Origin of the sequence: Halomicrococcus gelatinilyticus, from assembly GCA_024227995.1 — an archaeon.
Taxonomy (GTDB): domain Archaea; phylum Halobacteriota; class Halobacteria; order Halobacteriales; family Haladaptataceae; genus Halomicrococcus; species Halomicrococcus gelatinilyticus.
The window spans coordinates 37,204-59,589 of record CP100465.1; the positions used below are offsets into that span (position 1 = coordinate 37,204).

Annotated in this window: 22 protein-coding genes, 1 tRNA gene and 1 pseudogene; 13 read left to right on the plus strand and 11 right to left on the minus strand. The window is 60.2% G+C overall.

All coding sequences use genetic code 11. From position 1 onward, the window contains the following. Positions 1-82 precede the first annotated feature (82 nt). From NKT36_RS00185 to NKT36_RS00195, 3 genes are all read left to right on the plus strand, one after another. A complete protein-coding gene (locus tag NKT36_RS00185; RefSeq protein WP_327051936.1) occupies positions 83-685 on the plus strand; it encodes a hypothetical protein in 603 nt (200 codons plus the stop codon). Between the two features lie 326 nt (positions 686-1,011). After that, entirely contained in the window at positions 1,012-1,260 is a 249-nt protein-coding gene (locus tag NKT36_RS00190; RefSeq protein ID WP_327051937.1) for an antitoxin VapB family protein, read from the plus strand. Then, positions 1,257-1,652, plus strand: coding sequence for a PIN domain-containing protein (locus tag NKT36_RS00195; protein ID WP_327051938.1), 396 nt, complete (start codon positions 1,257-1,259; stop codon positions 1,650-1,652). Before NKT36_RS00190 ends, NKT36_RS00195 begins: the two co-directional genes overlap by 4 nt. A gap of 393 nt (positions 1,653-2,045) precedes the next feature. Here the strand turns inward: NKT36_RS00195 and NKT36_RS00200 are convergent, their stop codons facing one another. The 3 genes from NKT36_RS00200 to NKT36_RS00210 form a co-directional block, all read right to left on the minus strand. Then, positions 2,046-2,324: a DUF3006 domain-containing protein gene (locus tag NKT36_RS00200; protein WP_327051939.1), complete on the minus strand. Its 279-nt coding sequence runs from the start codon at positions 2,322-2,324 to the stop codon at positions 2,046-2,048. Further along, positions 2,317-3,744 carry a lamin tail domain-containing protein gene (locus NKT36_RS00205; protein WP_327051940.1) on the minus strand — a complete coding sequence of 476 codons (1,428 nt, stop codon included), beginning with the start codon at positions 3,742-3,744 and terminating at the stop codon, positions 2,317-2,319. Before NKT36_RS00205 ends, NKT36_RS00200 begins: the two co-directional genes overlap by 8 nt. A gap of 145 nt (positions 3,745-3,889) precedes the next feature. Then, positions 3,890-4,747, minus strand: coding sequence for a hypothetical protein (locus tag NKT36_RS00210; protein WP_327051941.1), 858 nt, complete (start codon positions 4,745-4,747; stop codon positions 3,890-3,892). Positions 4,748-5,061: 314 nt separating this feature from the next. Between NKT36_RS00210 and NKT36_RS00215 the strand changes: the two are divergent. Beyond that, positions 5,062-5,703 (plus strand): annotated as a pseudogene (locus NKT36_RS00215) (DUF955 domain-containing protein); the annotation flags it as partial. A gap of 897 nt (positions 5,704-6,600) precedes the next feature. Here NKT36_RS00215 and NKT36_RS00220 read toward each other — a convergent pair. After that, positions 6,601-6,675: transfer RNA gene (locus NKT36_RS00220), tRNA-Glu, on the minus strand. 525 nt (positions 6,676-7,200) lie between these two features. On the opposite strand from NKT36_RS00220, the gene NKT36_RS00225 reads away from it, so the two are divergent. Further along, positions 7,201-7,470 carry a hypothetical protein gene (locus tag NKT36_RS00225; RefSeq protein ID WP_327051942.1) on the plus strand — a complete coding sequence of 90 codons (270 nt, stop codon included), beginning with the start codon at positions 7,201-7,203 and terminating at the stop codon, positions 7,468-7,470. A 738-nt stretch (positions 7,471-8,208) separates the two neighbouring features. After that, complete coding sequence (locus tag NKT36_RS00230) at positions 8,209-9,573, plus strand: aspartate aminotransferase family protein (RefSeq protein WP_327051943.1); 1,365 nt, start codon at positions 8,209-8,211, stop codon at positions 9,571-9,573. A gap of 103 nt (positions 9,574-9,676) precedes the next feature. Here the strand turns inward: NKT36_RS00230 and NKT36_RS00235 are convergent, their stop codons facing one another. Then, a complete protein-coding gene (locus NKT36_RS00235; RefSeq protein ID WP_327051944.1) occupies positions 9,677-11,191 on the minus strand; it encodes an amidase in 1,515 nt (504 codons plus the stop codon). 260 nt (positions 11,192-11,451) lie between these two features. On the opposite strand from NKT36_RS00235, the gene NKT36_RS00240 reads away from it, so the two are divergent. After that, the gene (locus tag NKT36_RS00240) at positions 11,452-12,213 is read left to right on the plus strand and encodes a LamB/YcsF family protein (RefSeq protein WP_327051945.1); all 762 of its coding nucleotides are present in this window, start codon (positions 11,452-11,454) and stop codon (positions 12,211-12,213) included. Between the two features lie 8 nt (positions 12,214-12,221). Here NKT36_RS00240 and NKT36_RS00245 read toward each other — a convergent pair whose 3' ends face one another. The 3 genes from NKT36_RS00245 to NKT36_RS00255 all read right to left on the minus strand — a co-directional run bounded on the left by NKT36_RS00245 (position 12,222) and on the right by NKT36_RS00255 (position 14,531). After that, entirely contained in the window at positions 12,222-12,470 is a 249-nt protein-coding gene (locus NKT36_RS00245) for an acetyl-CoA carboxylase (RefSeq protein WP_327051946.1), read from the minus strand. Between the two features lie 211 nt (positions 12,471-12,681). Then, on the minus strand, positions 12,682-13,647 hold the full coding sequence (locus NKT36_RS00250; RefSeq protein ID WP_327051947.1) for a 5-oxoprolinase subunit C family protein: 966 nt from the start codon (positions 13,645-13,647) through the stop codon (positions 12,682-12,684). Then, the gene (locus NKT36_RS00255) at positions 13,644-14,531 is read right to left on the minus strand and encodes a 5-oxoprolinase subunit B family protein (RefSeq protein WP_327051948.1); all 888 of its coding nucleotides are present in this window, start codon (positions 14,529-14,531) and stop codon (positions 13,644-13,646) included. Before NKT36_RS00255 ends, NKT36_RS00250 begins: the two co-directional genes overlap by 4 nt. A gap of 150 nt (positions 14,532-14,681) precedes the next feature. Between NKT36_RS00255 and NKT36_RS00260 the strand changes: the two genes are divergently transcribed. Continuing rightward, entirely contained in the window at positions 14,682-15,503 is an 822-nt protein-coding gene (locus NKT36_RS00260) for an IS5 family transposase (RefSeq protein WP_327051949.1), read from the plus strand. A 219-nt stretch (positions 15,504-15,722) separates the two neighbouring features. Here the strand turns inward: NKT36_RS00260 and NKT36_RS00265 are convergent, their stop codons facing one another. Together NKT36_RS00265 and NKT36_RS00270 are read right to left on the minus strand one after the other, a co-directional pair. Next, on the minus strand, positions 15,723-16,130 hold the full coding sequence (locus tag NKT36_RS00265; protein WP_327051950.1) for a DUF7344 domain-containing protein: 408 nt from the start codon (positions 16,128-16,130) through the stop codon (positions 15,723-15,725). A 58-nt stretch (positions 16,131-16,188) separates the two neighbouring features. Then, the gene (locus NKT36_RS00270; RefSeq protein ID WP_327051951.1) at positions 16,189-16,854 is read right to left on the minus strand and encodes a helix-turn-helix domain-containing protein; all 666 of its coding nucleotides are present in this window, start codon (positions 16,852-16,854) and stop codon (positions 16,189-16,191) included. A 191-nt stretch (positions 16,855-17,045) separates the two neighbouring features. Here NKT36_RS00270 and NKT36_RS00275 point away from each other — a divergent pair, with 191 nt between their 5' ends. The 4 genes from NKT36_RS00275 to NKT36_RS00290 all read left to right on the plus strand — a co-directional run bounded on the left by NKT36_RS00275 (position 17,046) and on the right by NKT36_RS00290 (position 18,652). After that, positions 17,046-17,690: a helix-turn-helix domain-containing protein gene (locus NKT36_RS00275; protein ID WP_285928443.1), complete on the plus strand. Its 645-nt coding sequence runs from the start codon at positions 17,046-17,048 to the stop codon at positions 17,688-17,690. An 82-nt stretch (positions 17,691-17,772) separates the two neighbouring features. Next, positions 17,773-18,129 carry a HalOD1 output domain-containing protein gene (locus tag NKT36_RS00280; protein WP_327051952.1) on the plus strand — a complete coding sequence of 119 codons (357 nt, stop codon included), beginning with the start codon at positions 17,773-17,775 and terminating at the stop codon, positions 18,127-18,129. After that, complete coding sequence (locus tag NKT36_RS00285; protein WP_207271227.1) at positions 18,119-18,304, plus strand: hypothetical protein; 186 nt, start codon at positions 18,119-18,121, stop codon at positions 18,302-18,304. Before NKT36_RS00280 ends, NKT36_RS00285 begins: the two co-directional genes overlap by 11 nt. Before the next feature lie 135 nt (positions 18,305-18,439). After that, the gene (locus tag NKT36_RS00290) at positions 18,440-18,652 is read left to right on the plus strand and encodes a hypothetical protein (RefSeq protein ID WP_327051953.1); all 213 of its coding nucleotides are present in this window, start codon (positions 18,440-18,442) and stop codon (positions 18,650-18,652) included. A 358-nt stretch (positions 18,653-19,010) separates the two neighbouring features. Here NKT36_RS00290 and NKT36_RS00295 read toward each other — a convergent pair whose 3' ends face one another. Further along, complete coding sequence (locus NKT36_RS00295) at positions 19,011-20,372, minus strand: acetyl-CoA carboxylase biotin carboxylase subunit (protein ID WP_327051954.1); 1,362 nt, start codon at positions 20,370-20,372, stop codon at positions 19,011-19,013. Between the two features lie 626 nt (positions 20,373-20,998). Between NKT36_RS00295 and NKT36_RS00300 the strand changes: the two genes are divergently transcribed. Next, on the plus strand, positions 20,999-22,141 hold the full coding sequence (locus NKT36_RS00300; RefSeq protein ID WP_327051955.1) for a DUF1214 domain-containing protein: 1,143 nt from the start codon (positions 20,999-21,001) through the stop codon (positions 22,139-22,141). Positions 22,142-22,386 lie beyond the last annotated feature (245 nt).

Below are 22,386 nucleotides of genomic sequence, written 5' to 3' on the forward strand. Positions count from 1 at the left end.
GCTCAACAGCAAAATGCAGTACGTCGTCTGCGAACCCAGAATTCCGACGAAATTAACCTACTCCAACAAGTGTGTCCAACGTATGGCTGGGATCGAGTTACGCGACGGAACATTAGTCGTGGAACGCTCCCCGAACGAATTAGATGAACTGGCGATTTCCTTCTCTCGACTGCTCACGGACCTCGATATCGAACACGTTTACATCTCCGGCTACGTCGCAATCTTGGCCGGCCGTTCTCGTGCAACCCAGGATATCGATATTCTTCTAGAGCGTATTGACGAGCCAACAGTCGAGCGCTTAGTCGAGCGACTGCAGTCGAACGACTACTGGGGTGCATCGATGCCGCTCGACGATATGTATACCATGCTCTCGAATGGCGACAACATCTGGGTTGCCCCTGAAGGTGAGGTGATTCCACATCTTGAGGTGAAGTTCGTCGATGACGAGTTCGACCGTGCGTCATTGAAGAATTCGATCACTGCGGAAATTGGGGATGTAGCGATTCCGATTGGCCCCCTAGAGCTTCAGATTGCCTACAAACTGTATCTTAGCGATAAGACATCGTTCGAGGATGCAGTGCACCTCTACACCCTCTTCGGAGAAAGCCTTAGGAGGTCGGAACTCGAACGCTGGGTTACACGACTCTCCGTTGAGGACGAATATGAGCGACTCAAGCGTACGTGACCAACTCGATGCGAAGCACGAGCGGAACGATGAGCAACGCATCGAGGCAATCAAGCGGTGGGCGTCGTACGTTGAGTCGACACCACCTGAGAAATGGGGCTCACAGCTCAACACGCTCGTGAATTCACAACTCAAAGCAGCGCGGGACGCAAATCTTTCTGCTGAACAGTATCGGCGGGTTTCTGAGGCCGTCTCTCAGGTGGACGAGTAAAAACTCGACCGTAGCCGGGACGGAGTACAATCGTTGGAAGAGACTCCTCTGTGAGGCCGCTCACCTTACCCTGGGGCCAAAGGCAAAGTAGCGTCAACGCCAACGTCAACGTACGATGGGTGTCGCTGACGAACAGATTCGAGTGAGCAAGACGGTGAAACGGAAGATCGAACGACATCGTCGCGAGGGTGAGAGTTACAACGACGTCCTCGAACGACTCCTCGGTGAGAAGGATGTCGGCGACTTCGATGACGGATTCGGCCGCTGGTCCGACGACGAGGCCGACCGCGTCCGTGACGGCCGGCAGAAGGCGAAAGAGAAGCGGAAGCGCCGGATGCAGGAGCGTATCGAGGACGGTGCATGAAGGTTCTCGACGCGACGTTTCTGATCGACTATCTTGACGGCCACGAAGCGACGCGCGAATTCTACGAGGAGAACGGCGGGGCCGAGACTCGCTGGGTTGTCCCAGTCCCAGCGTTCGCCGAGGTTCTCGTCGGCGAAGGCAATCTTCCGAATGGAGACGTCGACGGCGTCCGTGCGGATCTTGCGTGGGTTGACGTCCGCCCCATCGACGAGCGAACCGCCGTTACCGCGGGCCACATCGCGGATGAGATTGCGCCAGGTGGCCCCTATCTGGACGGCCCCGACGCGTTGGTTGCCGCGGTCGGGCGTGAACTCGACGCGCCAGTCGTCTCCGGGGATGGAGACCTCACTCACGAGGCGACGAAACGAGTTGTCGACGTCGAGGAATACTGAGCGTCTCCGTCAACCTTTCAGTCAGTTCGATGAGCGCGTCACTCCGGCTGTGGAAACTCATGGCTACGCCTGTCCGTCTCCGAGTCGGTGACGCGAGATCGAGGTCGTTGTACATCTGGTCGAGCATTGCGAGTGCCGACTGGAACTGCACATAGTGTTCATATACTCCACTGTCGTTGTACTGGGTGCGTGTAGTTGAGTTGATGCCGAGAGAATGCCGACTGTTCTGGCTCTGTTGAAACCCGCAGCGGTTGGTACGAACAGCGTGCTGAATACATACCTCTATTCAGTACGATTCCTGAAACCCAATACTGGTTGAGGGTTTCACCAAGGTCAAACGTAGCCAATCAGAGCTCACGACCTGGAGCGGCATTCGAGGTGGAGTCATCCCGCTCAATCTCTCTCATCGGATGGGGGGCGTTCGGATAATCGCTCGAACCGGTCCTGCACACGCGACTTGCGTTCCTCGGTCTCCTCTGCCTCATAGGAGATTCGCACGACGTCCTCCTCCTCGAGTTCGACGCGAAGCACGGCATCGACGTGGCGGCCGTCTTCGGGGATCTCCCGTTCGTCGACGACCACCTCGTCGACGACCTCCGTGTCGGATTCGAGCAGTATTACGGCCTGATCGCCTTCGAACCTGTCCACTACGCCGGTCATGACGTCACCCATCGTACGAGTCCTCCAGCACGACGTTCCCTTCGGCGCCCTCCACGATAATCGTATCTCCCGCGTTGTTCCAGACTGGTGAGCCAGCGCCCCAGTAGCGGTCCGTTGCAGAATCCGCACCGCTCCCGGTGTGCAGCGTCACCTGCGCACCTGCATCGAGCACGAATCCAACGGGGAACGTGTAGGTGTGGCCTGCCTCGTCGGCCACCGTCCACCCAGATAGGTCGAGCGCCTCACTCCCTGTATTCTCGAGGACGATGTACTCGTCAGTGAGATTCTCGCCATCTCGTCCGTCAGCATCGGCATGAACGGTCGCCACCGACAGCTCACCCGTTCCCGAAGCCGCTGCCGTTGTCGTTCCACCGTCAGCGATGGCTGGCGCACTGGTCGTGCCATCGACAGGGACGACCGTCCGCACCTGCGGTGACGACGACGTTCCGGGGGCGATCGGCTCACCATCGCGGAGTGAGACCGGGTCCGTTGGCGCCGCTGCTTGCGTTGCAACTGTGATTGCTGTTCCGTTTGACTCTAGGCGGATCGTGCCGTGCGTGGCCGTCCAATACGTGCGAATCGACCGCTCGGAGAGACGAGCGAGGACCTCGTCGTGCGGGTGGCCGTACTGGGAATCGTAACCGCTCGAGATCAGAGCTATCTGTGGCGTCACGGTATCGAGGAACGGCGCGGTCGAACTCGAGATGCTCCCGTGGTGGCCCACTGCCAGCACCGTCGAATCCAGTCGTCCGCCGTATTCGTTGCGGAGGTACTGTTCGCTCTCGGCTTCGCCATCGCCAGGCAACAGGAAACTCGCGTTGCCGTGTTGCAGCCGGAGGACGATGCTGTTCTCGTTCGAATCTCCGTTCGCTATGTAGCCGTCTGGCGGTGCCAGGACCCTGGTTGCCACACCCTCGAGCGGAATCTCGTCACCGGCGCGTGTCTCGTAGAGGGTCACGTCGTGTTCCTCGATTGCATCGAGGTAGCTCTCGTACGTCTGCGAACTCGACGTGATTCCGGGGTCCCAGACGGCTCCGACGCCATCGCCCTGGGTTTCGAGATACTCGATGACGTCCGCGTGGCCACCGATATGGTCTGCATCCGGGTGCGTGGTGACCAGATGGTCGATTCGCTCGATGCCCAGCGTCTGGAGTTGGTCAATGACGAATGTCCCGTCGTCGGACCAGTCCCCCGTATCGACGAGCATCGTCTCACCGGTCGGCCCGACGGTGAGCGTGCTCGCCCCCTGCCCGACGTTGAGATGATACACGGAGAGCGTCCCATTCGCTACGGGAACGGAACTGCCGTCAGCCGTGGGTCCTCCATCGATTGTCCCGGTCGTCTCCTCACTGGGGTCGAACACGCCGCCGGTACAGCCAGCCAGAACGACAAGGACGACGACTGCAACTACTCCCAATGTGCGTCGTCGCATCTGTATTCATCTCTACGCACTCACTAGTTAGATGTACTGGATATCATCAGCGATCTGTTTGACGGATCACTGAGCAATCCGGAGGCGGCCCCTCTCGTCTGTAGAACTCAGGGGTGACGACCGCCTTCGAACCCTCCGTCAGAAGTCACCATTCGGCGTAGGTGAGATACTCACTACCCTCGTACTCCACGAGCCAGGTCCCATAGAAATCAGACACACTCAATCCCTCGTGCTCCTGGATGCGGTCGATGACGGACTGGAAGGCGTCACTGTCTTCGAAGTACCCGCCGTCGATTGCTTCCTCGACGACCGTTCGTTCGGCGTCGGACAGCCCTGTCAGTGTGAACAGGTATCGCTCCCGAATCTGATCAGCGAAGGTCTCGACGTCAGGAGCGACCTCCGTCACCGCGTATCGGTACTCGGCCTCGGAGGCAGTTCGGGAGTCGGTCGAAACTCGATATCGCTTCTCACCGTGAACGACAATGTCGTACTGTCGGTCCGGGACGAACACCGAACTGTTCCCCACTTCGTCAGCGCGTCCGTACTCGACGCCCAGATCGTATCCGTCCTGTCCAGACGGGGAATCCTCCGAGAAAACAGGCTCGAGGTGTTGGCGATCAACCGCTGGGAGGTCGTCGTAGTCGATTTCGCCGAGGTCCGGCGTGGAGTCGTCCGGATCGACATCGACGAGGACCTCGTAGACCGTCACCTCGCTACTCGAAAGTCGCGTCTCCGAAACGTTGTAGAAGGTGTCATTAACTCGGACGGTGTTGGTCTGGTCGAACAAGTCGTACCGGCCGCTTCGTGTCGCGGTTCCGTTTTCGCGGGCCGCCGCGACCAGAGTGTATTCCTCAGAATCCGGTTCGGGAGTCATCGAGACTTCGTCGGTGATGTCGTCTGCTGTCGCGGCGTCCATATCGAGAACGACAGAGGGGTGGGCACATCCGGCGATAGCAACGGAGCAGAGGGCGGCTCCGCTGGCGAGGAACTGGCGGCGTCGCATGTCACTGATGGTGAATGGTCAACATGAAAGCTTTCTGGTCTACCTCATGATTCGTGGTGGACTCTGAGTTCTGAATGGACGAATCTCACAACTCAGCAGCTAGCGGCGGCGTTTTTGGTCGATATGGTTACCAGCGCGGTGTTCAACCGTTACGTGACGATACGGAAGCACGCTCCCCCAAATCGCGCTAACGTTGCTGGTACGCAGCGCTTGGTCCAGTACGGTGGTGACCATGTGCTACAGCGAAGCGTTTTTCTGCCCCTGAAGGGTGCGGGGCGCTCCGAACTCGCGAGCGTCGACCGCACTTGCTACTCATGGCTTCGAGCACCGAGTCGGCGGTCGCGTTCAGCGACGCCGACACGCGACGCGACGAAATGCACAGCACGATCGAAGCGTGGATCGACGACCTCGTCGACCACGTCGACGACGCCCAGGCGAGCGACCAGTTCCAGGAGTGGCTGGACGTCCAGAGTCGCTTCCACGACTACTCTCATCGCAACACGCTCCTCATCAAGCTGCAGTGTCCGGAAGCGACGAAGGTCGCTGGCTACCACACGTGGCGAACGGAGTTCGACCGCCACGTCGAGGAGGGTGAACAGGCCATCTGGATCTGGGCGCCCATCATCACCACGCGCTGTCCCGAATGCAAGAACGCGCCGAGCTACCACGACCAGAGCGACTGTGAGTACGACGAGACACCTCCGGAGGAGTGGGCCGAGGGGCTCGTCGGGTTCAAACCGACCGCGGTCTTCGATATCTCACAGACTGAGGGCGAGCCACTTCCCGAATTGGAGACGGCAGCGACGGGCGACGCCGACGAGCTGGTGCCTGCACTCACGGACGCCGCGGACGCCCTCGACGTGACGGTGCGTATCGTCGACGCTGGCGAGTGGGAGCACGGCGACGCCAGGGGTGTCTGCAAGTACCGGCAGCAGGACTGCCAGCCACTCGTCGAGAACGTGATCGACGGCACCCACGCTTCGAGTCCATGCTCGTGTTCACGCCACTTGAACAGCATCTTCACCGCCTTCTGATGATTCGCTTTGTCCACATTGCTCGTATCCTTGTAAGCGAGATAGTCCATGTATGCGTCGGCGTGGTCGTGCGTGACGTCCGAAACGCAGCGCCCGTCCTGCTGCCACACCCAGCGGTAGAACATATCCATCCGATTCGCTCGCGTCCGCACCGTCTCGAATGCGTACCCGTCGGCGTGGGACGGTTTCTTCCCGAAGTGCAACAACCAGCGCAGACACGCAGTCCGTTGGGACCGATAGTCGACGAGTTGCCGTTGATTGAGTTGTTGTTTAGAGACGCCAGAGACGATGGTGAGATCGTCTAAGTCGCTCATTTGGGGGCCTCCAACTTAGAACTCCTCGCACGCCAAGCAGCAGTTGGAGAAGGCAACCAATAGCCATCCACCAAGTGTGGTCGACAGCTGTTGTACCGTGAATCAGGTAGCCAACAGTGGAATCGCTGTTTACTCCCCACACCTGGTGGCGTCCTGCTCTGCTTGCCACGGTCACTACCTACATTGGAATCACTCGTTCGAGTCTCCCAAAAGGAAAGAGTCGATCTTAATTTAAGACCTCTATTCAAACTCAGTGAGGCAGATATTCGGGGTGCGTTTGGCCACGAGTGGGCGATTTCTGGCGTCTCTCGACGATTACTGAGAATCGCCAGACAGCGTTGCCATCGGCGGGATTCGAATCCGGCGAGTCTGGGTGGCGGACAAATTGGTGGAATCGCTATACGGCGACGTGATCGACCGGTCCGAGTTACTTGCTTGCCCTGAGGCGGCATCGAAGTACACCTACTGCCACCGCTCAAAACCAGGAGACGGAATAAGTTTCGAGTGCTCCGTCAGGGATTTGAACCCTGGTCCTTGCCGTGAGAGGGCAAGATGATTGGCCGGACTACACCAACGGAGCGTTCTTCGCATTCAATCGTAGTGGCACGGAATGTTTAACAGTTGCGTTTCGTGGCGGCCTTGTTCCGGTCTGGCACATTTACTACTCGGGATGAGTTATCGAATCGTCGGGTCTGGAGGTGACGAATAGCTCTCCAGAGGGGTCAGAAGTGAAGTGACCACAGTGGTTCTCGGCGAATAGCCAGATTCGTCTTCTGCATTGGATTGCCATCCTGGGGGGCAACAGTAGTCCATGTGCCGGAACGCTTAGCGCGGGGTCAGCACCCCTGTCGGGTCGATGTCGAATGACAGACTCGCCTCGCTGTCGTTGTCAGCTGGATAGTGGTAGACGTGATCGTCGTCGGTGAGGCTCCGGTCGTCTTCGTATGCGCGGTATCGAACATCGAGTCGGATGGGTGCAACCTCCAGGGAGAGGTGAATCCAAGGCCGCGGTGATGCGCTTGGTCAGCGAAGTTTCGAGACCCGTGCTGAATCGCGAATGTCAGTAGACACTACCTTTTTGCTTGTCACCAGAGTAGTTAGCGGTATGACAGTCGTAGATGAATCGAAGACCGCAGACGTGCAGTTCCGGACGCGTCTTGTGAGGGTGGTCGTCTCGGTCGTCGTCTTGACTGGTGTGACCGTCGTTCTCGGATACGGCGGCTGGATCGTCTTGACGCTCACCGCCACGATTGTCGGATACGACCCGGAGACGGCTGACGGCGAATTGCTTCGTGACAGGTTATTGGAGTGGCCCGACCGCAATAGGGAAGTGATGCGCTCGAACGGGAGAACGAGCCTCCCATTGAAACCGTAGCACAGAGGTGGCGCTCTTCGGCTGTACCACTCGACAGCATTCGATCGTAGCGGCCGCCAACAGGGCCACCTCGGAATGGTCTATATCCCGGTCACTGTTTCTCGATCGGTCGTAATGTTGCTCCCCAACCTGGCGACCACTCCGTTACCGACGAACCCACACTGTTACCGCCACTGGACACTGAGGACTCGATACCCGACCGCCGCGAGTGCGACTGACGTGGTTGCGTCGATACCGAAGCCGGGTTCGACTACTGCGCGCGCTGTCGGTACAACGACTGCTCGCCCGACCTCGCCCGCTGCGGCCAGGAGGTCGAGATCGATGAGTAGCGAGGCCGCAGGGAGCCGCGGCGGTGGCGACGGTAGCGGATTGCTCCCGAAGTTCTGGAACGTCGGCGAGTCCTTCCAGGACAATGTCGTCAATCCGACGGGCCACGCGTTCCACCGCCTGGACGCGAGCGCGGACGCGCCCGCCCCTGCCTGTCATGTGACGCCTGTCTATCGTCGCTGGTGGGTCGAAGACCAGGTACGCGCCCACGCCAGGCGGACCGTACTGCGGGATGCCCGTCGACTGTCGCGTCGTCGACCGCAGTATCGTCGAAGTGCTTCTGTGCGGGCTGCGCCGAGGACTATGGCACACTCGGGCGAGCCGACGCATGTCCAGTTCTACTAGCGTTCTGAGAGAACGGCGTTGGGTATATCGGCAACGTACTTTTCGTTGGTTTCCTTATACGTGTGTATGACTCACAGTCCGCCGATCCAGGAGCTACATTTCCCGGATGCACCCGACGTCGACCGCGTCCCCGGCCCACGGTCACAGGAACTGCTTCGAAAACAGGAGGAGATCGACAGCAGCGCCGTCGCCTATCCGAAGAGCATCCCGATCGCCCTCGAAGAGGGGAGAGGAGCGACGGTCCGGGACGTCGACGGAAACACGTTCCTCGACTTCTTCGCCGGCATCGGCGTCCTCAACGTCGGTCACTCGAATCCGTACGTCCTCGACGCGGTGCAGGAGCAGACCGGAAAGCTCGTGCACACGATCGACTTTCCGACCGAGGCTCGACTCGAACTCATCGAGAAGCTGAACGAGATAGCGCCCGTCGACCTGCCGGACGACAATCGGGTCGTCTTCGGTGGGCCCACCGGGAGCGACGCCATCGAAGCGACGCTCAAGATAGCGAAGTACAACACGGGCAATACGGGACTCATCGCGTTCCGTGGCTCGTATCACGGTGCGACGTCCGGGCCACTCAGTCTCGGAGGTGGACGAAAGTACAAGGAGGCGTACGAACCGCTGCTTCCGAACGTGTACCACGCGCCGTATCCGTACCCGTTCCGGCAGGGACTCTCGGACGAGGAGGCGCGTGATCGTGCGCTCTCGAACGTTCGCGAGATGGTCGAGGACCCCTACAGCGGCATCGCGGACCCCGCCGGCATCTGGGTGGAACCGATCCAGGGTGAGGGCGGTATCGTCACGCCACCGGAGGGATTCCTCGGCGGGCTCAAGGAGATAGCGCAGGAGAACGGGATTCCGCTCATCGTCGACGAGATCCAGTCCGGATTCGGTCGCACCGGCGAGTGGTTCGCGACCGAACGGGAGGGCGTGACGCCCGACATCATGCCGATGGCGAAGGCGATCGGTGGAATCGGACTGCCCCTGTCTGCGACGATGTACCGGGAGGAACTCGACACGTGGGAAGCCGGCGGGCACGTCGGCACCTATCGCGGCAACGTGCCGGCGATGCGCGCGGGGACCCGAGCGATCGAGTACATCCAGGAGCACGACCTGCTCGCTCACGCTCGCGAGATGGGGTCGTACATCCGCGGTCGGTTGCGAGACGCTGCCGACGAGACGCCGCGTATCGCGGAGGTTCGCGGAAGAGGGCTCTTCATCGGCGCGGAGTTCGTCGACGACGACGGGCAGTCGGACAAACAGCTGGTGAACGACATCCAGCAACACTGTTACGAGCGCGGCGTCCTGGTCTGGACCGCTGGCAGGGAGGGGAACGTGCTCCGGCTCATCCCGCCACTCGTCATCACGGAAGACCAGGCCGAAACGGGGATGGACGTCGTCGTCGACGCCGTCGAAACCCACACCGGGTAGTAACACCCCCCAATTTCGATAGCAACGGGTCGTCACTCACCGTTCAGGTGGGAGACCGGTTCGGTGAGAGCTCCGGAGTGCGAAACCGAAGATCCGGTGCGTCTCAGTCGTCGGAGTCCAGCGTCGGCGTCGTGTCCGGGACGGCGCGGTGGTCGTCTTGCTGTTCGTACGAGTAGGCGAGTTCGAGCAGCGTCGCCTCGTCGTAGGGTTTCCCGACGAGTTCGACGCCGACCGGAAGCCCGTCGTCGGTCAGGCCTGCCGGTATCGACATGGCACAGCAACCGGCCTGGGAGGCGATGACCGTGTTGGTCGGGAACGTGAGCGTATCGAGTGCGCCGGATTCCACCGCCTCCGCTTTCGGCGGCACGACCTGGACGTCGGGACAGAGGAGTGCATCGAGTCGGTCTTCAGCGAACGCGTCGAGCAGGATGCGCTGGAAGGTGTCCTGGAGGACGATTTTGCGCCAGTAGTCCGGGTCGTCTGCCGGGTCCGCCGGTCCCTCCGCGATTCCCTCGAAGAGGTCGAGCAGGTCGTGGTACTGCCCCTGCTCGTAGAGCTCCTCGACCGATTCGACCGGTGCGTCCGGTCGGCTGGCGAGGAACTCGTCGATGTCTCGCTTCGACTGGACGAGGTAGAGCGAGGTGTCCTCGACGTACTGGAAGACGTCGGGCACCTCGACCGGGTCGACGATCTCGGCACCGGCGTCGTCCATCAGTTCGATCGCGTCTGCGACGAGGTCGTTGACCGGCGCGGCGTCCGCATCGGAATCGTCGCCGAACGCGTCGCGGAGGATGCCGATCCGGGCGCCCTCGAGGCCGTCTTCGGCGAGCTGGTCGACGTACGTCCCGTCGACGTGCGTCAGTTCGTTCGTGACGGTGTACGGGTCGTCCGGATCGTAGCCCGCGAGTACGTCGAGCAACTGCGCGGTCTCTTTCACCGTTCTCGTCATCGGTCCGGGAGTGTCCTGCGAGACCACCAGCGGCGACATCCCGGTTCTGCTGATCAGCCCTGGGGTGACGCGGAGGCCGACGAGGTTCGTGAACGACGCCGGGAGGCGAATCGATCCGCCGGTGTCCTCGCCGATGCCGACCGTCGCGAAGTTCGCGGCCACGGCAGCAGCGGTTCCGCTGCTCGACCCGCCAGGGTCGCGGTCGAGCGCGTACGGGTTCTTCGTCCGCCCGTGAGCGGACGAGAACGCGAACCAGGAGGTGGCCCAGTCGGGGAGGTTCGTCTTCGCGAGGACGATCGCGCCCGCGTCTTCGAGGGCGTCGACGATGGTCGCGTTCTGCTCGGGCACGTAGTCCTCGAAGGCGACGGACCCGAACGTCGTGGTGAGGTCCTCCGTCTCGACCTGGTCTTTGACGACGACCGGGATTCCGTGCAGTGGGCCGACGAACTCGCCGGTGTCGTCCAGTCGCTCGTCGAGGTCGGCGGCCCGCTCTCGTGCATGGGAGTTCGTCGTGATGATCGACCGTATCTCCGGGCCGTCGTCGTCGTAGGCGTCGATGCGTTCGAGATACCGTTCGACGAGTTCTTCGCTCGTGAGGTCGCCCGCCCGGTACGCGTCGTGAATCTCGTCTATCGTCGTTTCCAGGACTTCGAATGGTGGTGCTGACATCGATGTCTTCCGGATACCAGTCGACTCACAGCGACGATAATGTTGCCGTGGATATCGCGGCGTGCACGCTTAGTTCAACCGGGCTGGTGCGGATACGTTCGCGATAGAGCGCTCGACGGGTCTGGCCCTATTCGGTCGAACGGCTTCGACCCTGGCAGAGTCCCGGACGAACTTCGTCCGACGCGGATTGGGCGCGCTGAGACGGACAGACGGGCTTGCGCGCCGATAGATGTAGGCTGATTCGGGTCGAACGCGCTACCATGGCGACGAAGATCGACGTCAACTGCGACATGGGCGAGAGTTTCGGCCACTACACGCTGGGGAGCGACGAGTCCGTGATGCCCTACATCACCTCGGCCAACATCGCCGCCGGGTACCACGCGGGCGACCCGCACGTGATGAACGAGACCGTTCGGTTGGCCGCGGACCACGACGTGAGCGTGGGCGTCCATCCCGGACTCCCGGACAAGATGGGGTTCGGGCGTCGGACGATGGACGCCTCCCCCGAGGAAGTGCGCGACTACGTGACCTACCAGCTGGGGGCGCTTCGCGCGTTCGCCAACCAGCACGACGTTCCGTTCCAGCACGTGAAACCCCACGGCGCGATGTACTCGATGCTCTCGGAGAGCGAGGACCACGCTCGCGCCGTCATCGAAGGAATCCTCGACGTGGACGAGGACCTCATCTACCTCGCGACGGACATGCACATCTACGAGGTCACGGAGGAGTATCCGATCCGCGCCGTCTTCGAGGGATACGTCGACATCGACTACCGGCCCGACCGGAGTCTCATCGTGGAGCAACACAACGAGGGCCGCGACCCCGACCTGGTCGCGGACCGGTTCGTGGACATCGTGACGGAGGGACGGGTCGAGGCAGTGAACGGCGAATACGTCGACGTGCCCGCCGACAGCATCTGCATTCACGGCGACAATCCGAACGCGGTCGAGGTGCTGGCGGAGATCCACGAACGACTCGACGACGAGAACATCGAACTGGCGAGTCTCGACGAACTCGCCTGAGGTACCGCCTAGTCGGGAGCGATCTCGACGACGACGTCGCCTGCCGCGACGTCCTCCTCGTCGTCGACGAGGAACTGCTGGACGGTCCCGGCCTCGCTCGTCGTGATGTCGTTGTACTGTTTCATCACCTCGACGAGTCCGACGGTGTCGCCTGCCTCGACGTGGTCGCCCTCCTCGACGAACGGTTCCTCGTCCGGGTCCGGGCGTCGATAGAACACGCCCGGCATCGGTGCCTTCACTTCGTTGGTGTCGGTCATTGAGTGTGCCTCTCTACTCGCCCCGAAATCACTTCACTGTTGGTTCGCGTCGATGCTGGTCGTCGACGTCCGTTCGCACGTTCGTTCACGGTCGGTTGCACGTTCGGTTCGTTCGTGGTCTGTTGCACGTCCGGTTCGTTCGTGGTCTGTTGCACGTCCGGTTCGTCCGTGGGTCGTGGCGCGCCCGGGTCGGTCGTGGTCCGTCGCGCGGTCACAGCGACGAGCGGATCGCGTCGAGTCGTTCCTCGTGCGCGTGCCGTGCTTCGTGGGCCGCCTCGACGGAGACGGCCTCGAAGTGGACGGACTGGTTCGTCTGTCGCTGTGCCAGCCGGTTGCGGTCGACGCTGATGACGGTGCCGACGGTGACGTACCCGCCACCGGTCACGGCATCGCGCATGAGGACGATTGGCTGTTCCGGCACCTGGATCGACCCGACCGGGTAGCCGAGGTCTACCACGTTCGACGGATTTGTGCCGGCACCGAACGGCTGCTCTCGCGGTTCGAACTCGATGTCCGGACCCTCCAGCCGGTAGCCGACGCGGTCGGCTTCGGCGGAGACGGTCCACTCGGAGTCGAGCAGCGCGGTTCGCCCGTCGTCCGTGAGACGGTAGTCACAGAGCCCCGTCACGACGCGGATGGGCTCGGACGGGTCGTACGTCGGTCGACGGTCGTCGGGGACCGACCGGCCGTCGACGGCCGTCGAGTCGACGCTCGACGCACCGACCGGGAGTCTGTCACCTGCTTCGAGGGCGCGCCCCTCGTGGCCGCCGAGGGAGACGAGGGTGTACGTCGAGCGACTCCCCATGTACTCCGGGACGTCGATGCCGCCGGCGACGGCGAGGTAGGTGCGCGCGCCATCCTCGGCGAAGGCCAGCGACAGTTCGCTCCCCGCGTCCACGGCGTGCGCGGTCCACAGCGACAGGTCCTCGCCGTCGAGCGTCGCTCCCATGCTCGCGCCGGTGATGGCGACAACTGCGTCCTCGGTGAACTCGAGCGTCGCTCCCTGGTAGGTCATCTCGAGAACGGCCGCGTCGTCGTCGTTGCCGACGAGCACGTTCGCGACGCGCCCGGCGAACTGGTCCATCGTCCCCGACGGCGGCATCCCGATGTGGTAGTGGCCGTGTCGCCCCAGGTCCTGGACGGTCGTGGACAGGCCGCCGTCCGTGACTTCGATCATGCTGTCATCTCCTGTAGCTCCCGGTTGTAGCCCTCCGGGTCGGCGTAGAACTCCGACGGTTCGAACTCCGTCGTCTCGTACGTGTACTCGAAGGCGTCGTCGTCGACGTCTTCGCGGATGGCGTCGTACTCCTCGCGGTCGATGGCCCGGAAGTTCAGCACGTCTCCGGGATTCGGGAAGACGATGGAGTCCTGGAAGTCGGGAAGGGACTGGTCGCCGTCGAACACCTCGACCGGCGTCCGGCCGAACAGCTGGTAGCCGCCCGCCCCCTTGACGGGATAGATCGCGGTGAACGCCCCGCCGAAGCCGACCGCCCGCGACGGGGTCTCGGTCCGCGGCTGGACGTACTTCGGAACCTCGATCTGCCGGTCGCGAGACACCATCTGGAAACACCACGGCAGCCCCGGCACGAACCCGATCATCGTCACCATGTGGGGCGCGCCCGTGTGGGCGTCGACGAACTCCTCGACGGAGTCGAAGTCGTTGATGCGGGCGGCGTACTCCAGGTCGGTCGAGTCGGGGTCCTGGTGGCGGTCTCGGAACTGCATCAGCGTCTCGTGGGTCCACGGGTCGTCGTAGAGGATGGGCACGTCGATGACGCGAGCGTCCCACGTGTACTCCGTGGTGTCGATCTCCTCGTCGAGTGCCTGCAGCTTCTCGATGAGGGTCGATGGGTCGAGGACGTCGGGGTCGACGTGGACGAGATACGACGCGTTCGCGGGACAGACCTCCGTGACGCCGTCGAGGTCTTGCTGGCGTAACTGTTTCGTTATCGACATCGCCTTGAAGTTGGCTTCGAGGCTCATCTCCTGGGCCAACTCGACGAACACGTAGTCGTCTGCTCCGTGTTCGTACCGTGGCTCTGGCAGGGTCGTCCGCTCCATCGTTAGTCAACTCCTAACATGGTATACGGTAATAAGGGTTGAACGGCCGCATATACCTTACCGCTACGCAAACGCCAGGAGGGCGAATCAGTCGAACCGGCTCTGTTGAAATCCTTAGTGAGTTACAGGTTCAGTCGGTAGTTTGAGTAGATGCAGACCCTCCCAAAGTCTCGGTTGCTCCGATTTGTCGAGGAAGCATTTCAATTAGCACAACGTGCCGTAGCTCGATACTCTTCGAAGTTCTCGAAACAACGCTATACGCTCCATCAGGACATCGTTCTCCTCTGTCTCAAAGTTCGAAAGGATACAACGTATCGAGCACTCCTTGACGAACTCATCGAAATGCCCCGCATTCGGAGCGGGATTAATCTCACTGAACTGCCTGCCCCACCAACACTGTACAAAGCGTTCGATAGACTCGATATAGCTGTCTGGCGAGTGCTGCTCAATCTATCTGTTTCACTGCTCCCGACTAACGGCGTTGCGGGGATTGATGCTTCGGGATTCGACCGCAGTCACGCCTCAAAACACTACACGAAACGAGCCAAACTCACGATTCAGCAACTCAAAGTAACACTGCTAGTCGATTCCAAAGTGAATGCAGTCCTTGATTTACACGTGACGACGACACGAAAACACGATAGCCAGATCGCTCCGTCGTTGATCAAACGCAACCCCGAGACTATCGACATCCTGCTCGGGGACAAAGGCTACGACGACCAGAAAATCAGACAGCTTGCCCGTCAACACGAGATTCGTCCACTAATTAAGCATCGTGAGTTCACATCGCTTCACCAGGCATGGAATGCACGCTTAGACGCCGATCTCTACGGCAAACGGAGTCAATCAGAGACAGTCAACTCGACGCTCAAGCGGAAGTACGGCGCGTTCGTCCGTTCACGACGTTGGTGGAAGCAGTTCCGTGAACTCACTCTTGCGTGTATCGTCCACAATCTTGACCAAGCAATCTAACGACCATTAAAGGGCAAGTAATGATCGGTAAGTGTGCCTCTTACCAGATGTTCGTCAGAAGTGCCGTGCAAGATACGATGCGCGAATACAGTATCGGACCAACTTTCGATTCGGGTCAGTCAAATCGGTCAGTACCGAGAATGAAGACGACGAACAATACAAATTCGTACAATACGGCTGATTTAGGTCGAACGAAGGAGAAGTCGATCCGATATTCTGTCACTCGTAGGCCTCGTACGGCTCGACCAACGTCAGGAGATCTTGTTCCAGTTCACCGCCAACAAACCGGACGTGCCCCGTTTCAGCCTCGTAGTCGATTATCCGAGCCTCCTCCAGTTTTGGAAGATGAGTATGGTGAAGTGCGATTCGGACGCGTTGTTGGTGTTCGTCTGACTCCCGTCTCGGGTCTTCGTTCCGAACCCGGTCTGCAACGCGACCTACGAGCGCATCGTATTCCAGTGTCTTCTCAGAAGCGTTGTCCAACGCGTTAAGGGTGGCGCGTCGGTGTTCGTTCGCTACTGCCGACAGAATCGTATCGGGGGAGAGCGATCTCTCACGCCCCGAAGAACCGGCACCCTCATCAATTGACTGTATATCACGTGTCCCCAGCTCTCGACTCTCATCCATACTCACATAGCGTGGTCCCATCTGCCTGGCTCTGTCCCATGGTGCATAATGGAAACAGTCAGTCCATTTCCGCTGTTGATTCGGGCGTGAGAAGTGCGTACCTCCCGAACGTCCCAATGGCACGACGCAGTCGCTCCGTCACTGCTTGATCGGAAATTCCGAGTTCGTCAGCTAACTCTGCGGTCGTACACCCTCGTGGAATGTCGTAGTATCCCCTTCGAATGGCAAGCGTCAACGCTTCCCGTTGGGGCTCACTCAGGCCGTGCCACGAACCAGCATCGGGGTCCGTCGGATTGTATATACGGGTCAATTCCAGGGAGATGTGCGCATCCTCACAACAGGTCTGGCATTGACTAAACGCTTCGCGGTTTGAGAATCGTATCTCGAAATTCCACCCTTCCGACGATCCAGTCGCACCCAGTATCTGCCCGTCGTGTTCCAGGATGCACTGAAAAAGGTGGTCCTGGCTTGCATCCCAGTCGAGCCTGAGCAACGTCCGGTCGTCGAACACGTCCACCTCCGTGACGCTATTAACCGTTGGATAGCGCTCGACCGTTTCGAGAAACCCGTTTCCGACCGGTTCGTAGACCCAGAAGAGCGGCACGGTGACGTCCCCACTCGGGACGAGCGTTTCGAGTTCGATTGCCGACGCATCCTCTAGACTGAGGATTTGCCCGAGTTCAAAAGCATCGGATGGGATGCGAATCTCCGTTATTACACTCATGCTCGCTTGTGCGACTAGATTGTCCGGTTGCACAAAAGGAGATGACATGGTGCACCATGGCCATCCGGGTGCCAGAGGTGCACCCCGCTCGCAGCGCACACCATCTCGGCCAGCAACGGTGCGTTGACTCGTCTCGAAGCCATGGTACACCACCCATGCCGGTTATTCGTCTGCCAGACGAAGTCTTCCGCATGGCGACTGTGATGGAGTTTACGAGTCCGGTAGCGGAGTTTCCGCTGGGAAGTGTGTTCGAGAACCTGCCGGGTGTGACCGTTGAACTGGAGCGATTGATTCCACACGAGACGCTGATTATCCCGTACTTCTGGGTGCGTGATGTAGAAACGGAGGATATCGAAGCTGCGTTCGAGGCACATTCCGGCGTGAGTAACATTCGAGTGGTCGATAGCGTCGAAGACGAGTATCTCATGCGTGCCGAGTGGGAGTCGGAGTACTTCGGCATCCTGAGCGCGCTTGCCAAGGCCAACGTCGTCGTGCTTTCCGGGATTGGAACGAAAGAGGAATGGCGGTTCGAGGTACGCGGTGAGAGTCAGGAGACGCTCGCTGAGTTTCGAGAGTACTGCCAGGAAAACGATATTCCGATAGCAATCACCGCCGTCCACGCCATGCTTCCGATCCAGGGAGAGGGGTACGAGTTGACCGAGACCCAACGCGAGGCGCTGGTACTAGCCTACGAACGGGGCTACTTCGACTCCCCACGCGAGGCGTCGCTCGAAGAGATTGCCGACGAGCTCGGTATCACCCAGCAGTCACTATCGTCACGACTCCGCCGGGGACATCGACGCCTCATTGGAGCGACACTCAGCAGTTCGTCGTGACCGTTCGGATGGTCTGCCTTTTAAACATGCTGTATTATCAGCATCCCTGTTGAACCGACTCAGACGGCTAGAATCAGGCTAGATGGGTACAACGATATCTGGGGTTGGAGTAGAAGCGGTTGAGTACGCTCAGGAATCTGGGACTGTTCGCACCCAGTTCGATCAGGAGAAGACACCAGCGAGCATGGCTGTTGTCGCAACGCTGGCGGACGTAATGGATACTGATCCTGTAGAACTCGACCTGCTCCATTCCACTGTTGACGCCGACGAATTAGATGCGCTCGTCCGCGTTCGCAACGGGACAAACGGGGATACCCACGCTGCATTCACGCACGAGGGGCACGCAATAACCGTACACAGCTACGGTGTGATCACTATCACACCAGAACACGAACTCACAGTGGAGAAACACGAGAGGGGGCGGGAAGATGACGTCTGAGGAGACCTCGCTTGCGTCGAAGGAAGAATTAAACGCGGAACTGAAAGACCTCCTTCGCAGGGCCTACGAGAGTGGAATCGATGTGGAAGGCGGATTCGAATGTCGGAATGGGGTCGAACATCCTGACTGGGACGTGATCGTCACCGAAGTCGAAAAGAACGAGCATTCGGAGTGAACGACTTCGAGCGTGGCCGGATCGGTAGCAACTACTTGACCTGTGAGTGACGAACGCTGTAACCAAGATCGCATCAAACGGGTACTCTCAGCGCAACAGCGGCGAGTATTACGTGCGCTCCTCGACGAGAGTTCGATGTCTGCTGACCCGATTCTTCGTAAGGGAGAGACTCTCAACTCCGGGGAGTACCTCACGATTTGTTACGAACTCCATCACGTCCTACTTCCCGAATTATCGGATGAGGGGTTCATCGAGTTCGACAGGTTCGAAGACAAGGTACGGCGAGGAATGAAATTCGACGAGGTACGTCGGTTTCTTGAACAGATCGATGACGACCATGACGAGTGACCTGGTCCTGTAATCGATTTGCTGCTGAATGCGCGCTTTGGGCTTGCACGACTACTTGAACAACTATCAGAACTGGCAGAACCCTCAGCGATCGATACGCACGCATACATAACGGATGCTTCGTCGTTGAGTATCTGAAACGAACAGTGTTCGGCTGCTGCATCCACCCTCTGAGTCTTGCATACCAGTACGAGTATTATTTCTACCTGGTAGTTTCTTCAGCACTCAGTTCGCACGTGTAGCGTTCAGTTGATTCACGTAAACAATTCTCTAAAGAAGAGGAGTTCAACAGAGCCGTCGAACCGGGAAATCGGAACAGTCGGCCTGAAAATCCGTATCGGCGACCTGGAAATCCGTATCAGTCGTCCGGGTCGATGGCCGCCAGGTCCATCGCGGATTCGACGTACGTCGTCGAGTGCGTCGCGTCGAGGAACGCCTCGTCGCGGACGACGGCCCGGTGGAACGGCAGCGTCGTCGCGATTCCCTCGACGCTGGCCTCGTCGAGGACGCGCCGGGCGCGAGCGACGACCTCCTCGCGGTCCTGGCCCGAGACGACGAGCTTGGCGATGAGCGAGTCGTAGTAGCCGCTGACCTCCTCGCCTTCGTCGACGCCGTCGTCGACGCGCACGCCGATGCCGTTGGGAAGTCGATACACGTCGAGCACGCCGGGATGCGGCATGAAGTCGTTCGTCGGGTCCTCGGCGTTGACTCGGAACTCCATCGCCGCGCCGCGGAACTCGACGTCGTCCTGGGCGAAATCGAGCTCCTCGCCCGCGGCGACGCGGAGCTGCCACTTGACGAGGTCGTACCCGGTCCGAACCTCCGAGATGGTGTGTTCGACCTGGATGCGCGTGTTCATTTCGAGGAAGTAGAACTCGCCGTCCTGGTAGAGGAACTCCACCGTTCCAGCGTTCGTGTAGCCTGTCTCCGCGACGCCACGACAGGCGGCGTCCCACATCTGCTGGCGCACCGCTTCGTCGATGGCCGGCGCGGGAGTTTCCTCGACCAGCTTCTGCTGGTTGCGCTGGAGCGTGCAGTCGCGCTCGCCGAAGTGACGGACGTTCCCCTGGTCGTCGGCGAGCACCTGCACTTCGACGTGGCGTGGATCGTCGAGGTACTTCTCGACGTAGACGTCGGAGTTGCCGAAGTAGTTCTCGCCTTCGCGACGGGCGTCCCGGACGATGCGCTCGACGTCGTCGCCCGCTTCGACGACCTTCAACCCTTTTCCCCCGCCGCCGCCCGCCGCCTTCACGGCGACCGGATACCCGTGTTCGTCGGCGAAGGCGCGGACGGTCTCCGCGTCGGTGATTGGTTCCTCCGTCCCGGGCACGATTGGAACGCCGGCCGACTGCATCGTCTGCCGTGCCCGTATCTTCTCCCCGAGGCGCTCCATGACGTCGCTGGACGGCCCGACCCAGACGACGTCGCTCTCCTCGACCCGCGCTGCGAAGTCGGCGTTCTCGGCGAACAGACCGTATCCGGGATGGATCGCGTCCACGTCGGCCTTCTCGGCGGCGTCGAGTACTGCGTCCGCGTCGAGGTAGCTTTTCGTGACCGGCGGTGGCCCGACCTCGTACGCCTCGTCAGCCAGTCGGACGTGTTTGGCCCCGTCGTCGGCTTCACTATGGACGGCGACGGCCTCGACGTCGAGTTCCTGGCAGGCGCGAACGACGCGGACGGCAATCTCTCCCCGGTTAGCGACGAGAACGCGGTCGAACATACCAAATGCTAGCCGGGAGGCCAGATAAAGTAGTGGCTAGAGAGTTCTGACTGGATACTTTCAGAATCCCGGGTGACAGGCTCCGTTGAAACCCTTTGTCGCTGATAGTTTGTCGAGGGTGTGCTGAATAGAGAGCGCGTATCTTTTGTCCTCCACTCACGGGCTGTTGGGGTCGTGGTGCCGGTATCGTACCACGAAACTTATACCGAATTAGTGTCGCAGTCCGCAACTGAACCAAGAAATGGGTAGTCCTCGGTCACGTCGTGCCTTCCTCAAATCGAACACAGTGACGGGGGCGACCCCTGTTTTCCGGCTGTTCCGCACTACAGGACTCCCGCAGTTCTCCACTTGCCGTCACAGTGTCCAACGAGGCGGTTGATGAGGTGACGATCAACGTATATATTGGGAAGCCATCGGGGATGAGCGCCTTGGACAAGACGGCGACGATACAGCCCAAGGGAACTACGAAGTTCCAGATGTAGTTGGGGAACAGAACACGTTTATGTAAGCAAATGATGTTTCACCGCCGTCATCTCTTTGTAAGAGACTGTCGTACGAGAGTGCGAGTTGGGTGGGGGGAGTGCTGTCGGGACCGTGCGAGAGAAAAGTGGGACGAGACACCAATAATGAGTAACGAGCCACACGACACGCCGACTGACACAGAATCGGGCGCCGAACCCCTGCGGGCGACCCGCCGCACTGCGCTTCGCGGGGCAGGCCTCGCCGGATTACTTGCAATGGCTGGTGGCGGCGCCGCTGCCCGCCAGAACTCCCCGGAGACGAACACCCGCCAAAGTGAAACCGAGACGACAGACGACGACGAACCCATCCAGGTGACGTGGGAAAACTACACGCGCGCAGAATCTGACACCTACTTCCAGCGCTACGTCGACTTGGGTGGGTTCGGGCAGTTCTATCACCACCGCAATCTCATTCCTATTGACGAACAGAGCGTTATCCAGATGAATCGTGACACGCTTTACTCGGCTGGCGTCTTCGACTTGACCGAGCCGGTCACCGTCACGAAACCGGAGACAGGTGACCGTTACCAGCTGATGATTGTCATCAACCAGAACCACTATGTGTCGCTGTCGTCCACAGCTTCCGGCGAGTTCACGTTGACGCAGGACGAGATCGGGACGCGATACTGTATGGTCGTGTTCCGCACGTTCTTCGATCCGAGCGATCCAGACGACGTCGAGGCCGCGCAGAGCATTCAGGACGAGATCACGGCGAGGCAAGCATCGGCGGTCACGACCTTCGACGTCCCAAACTGGGACCAGCAATCACTCGAAGAAATCCGCAACGCGCTCATCACGGTCGGGAAGACGATGAACGACACGCGAGACACGTACGGTGAAGCCGACGAGGTCGACCCTGTCAAGCATCTCCTCGGCACTGCGGTTGCCTGGGGTGGGATGCCGGAGTCGGTCACGCTGTTCCTCTTCCGAGTTCCCGAGCGGAACGACGGCGAAACGCCGTACACGCTCACCGTCGAGGACGTCCCCGTCGACGCGTTCTGGTCGGTCAGCGTCTACAACAGTGGCAAGTATTTCGAGGAGAACGAGTACGACGCGTATTCGATCAACGATGTAACCGCAGAACGAAACGACGACGGGAGCGTCACGATTCACTTCGGCGGCGACCCAGATCAGCCGAACTTCCTCTACACGCCTGATGGGTGGAACTACACGGTTCGGCTGTACGGTCCGCGCGAGTCGATTCTCAACGGGAGCTATCAGTTCCCCGAGGCCAAGCCGGTCGAGTGAGGCGAGCGCAGCGATAGCAGGCGTGCTGGCCGCTGACGCGTGTGTCGTCGCAATGTCGAATTTCGACTCCGCTTTCATCTCTCCCTGACGGCCGTGCCGAATACACCCTCTCTATTCAGCACACCGGTTATATCAACTGCTGATGATTTCAACAGAGCCGGGTGACACAAGCATCCACGTGACCGGTGAGGTGAAATGCCACCTCGATGCGCCAAAACGCGAGGACAGGAGTTACAGCGAGTGAT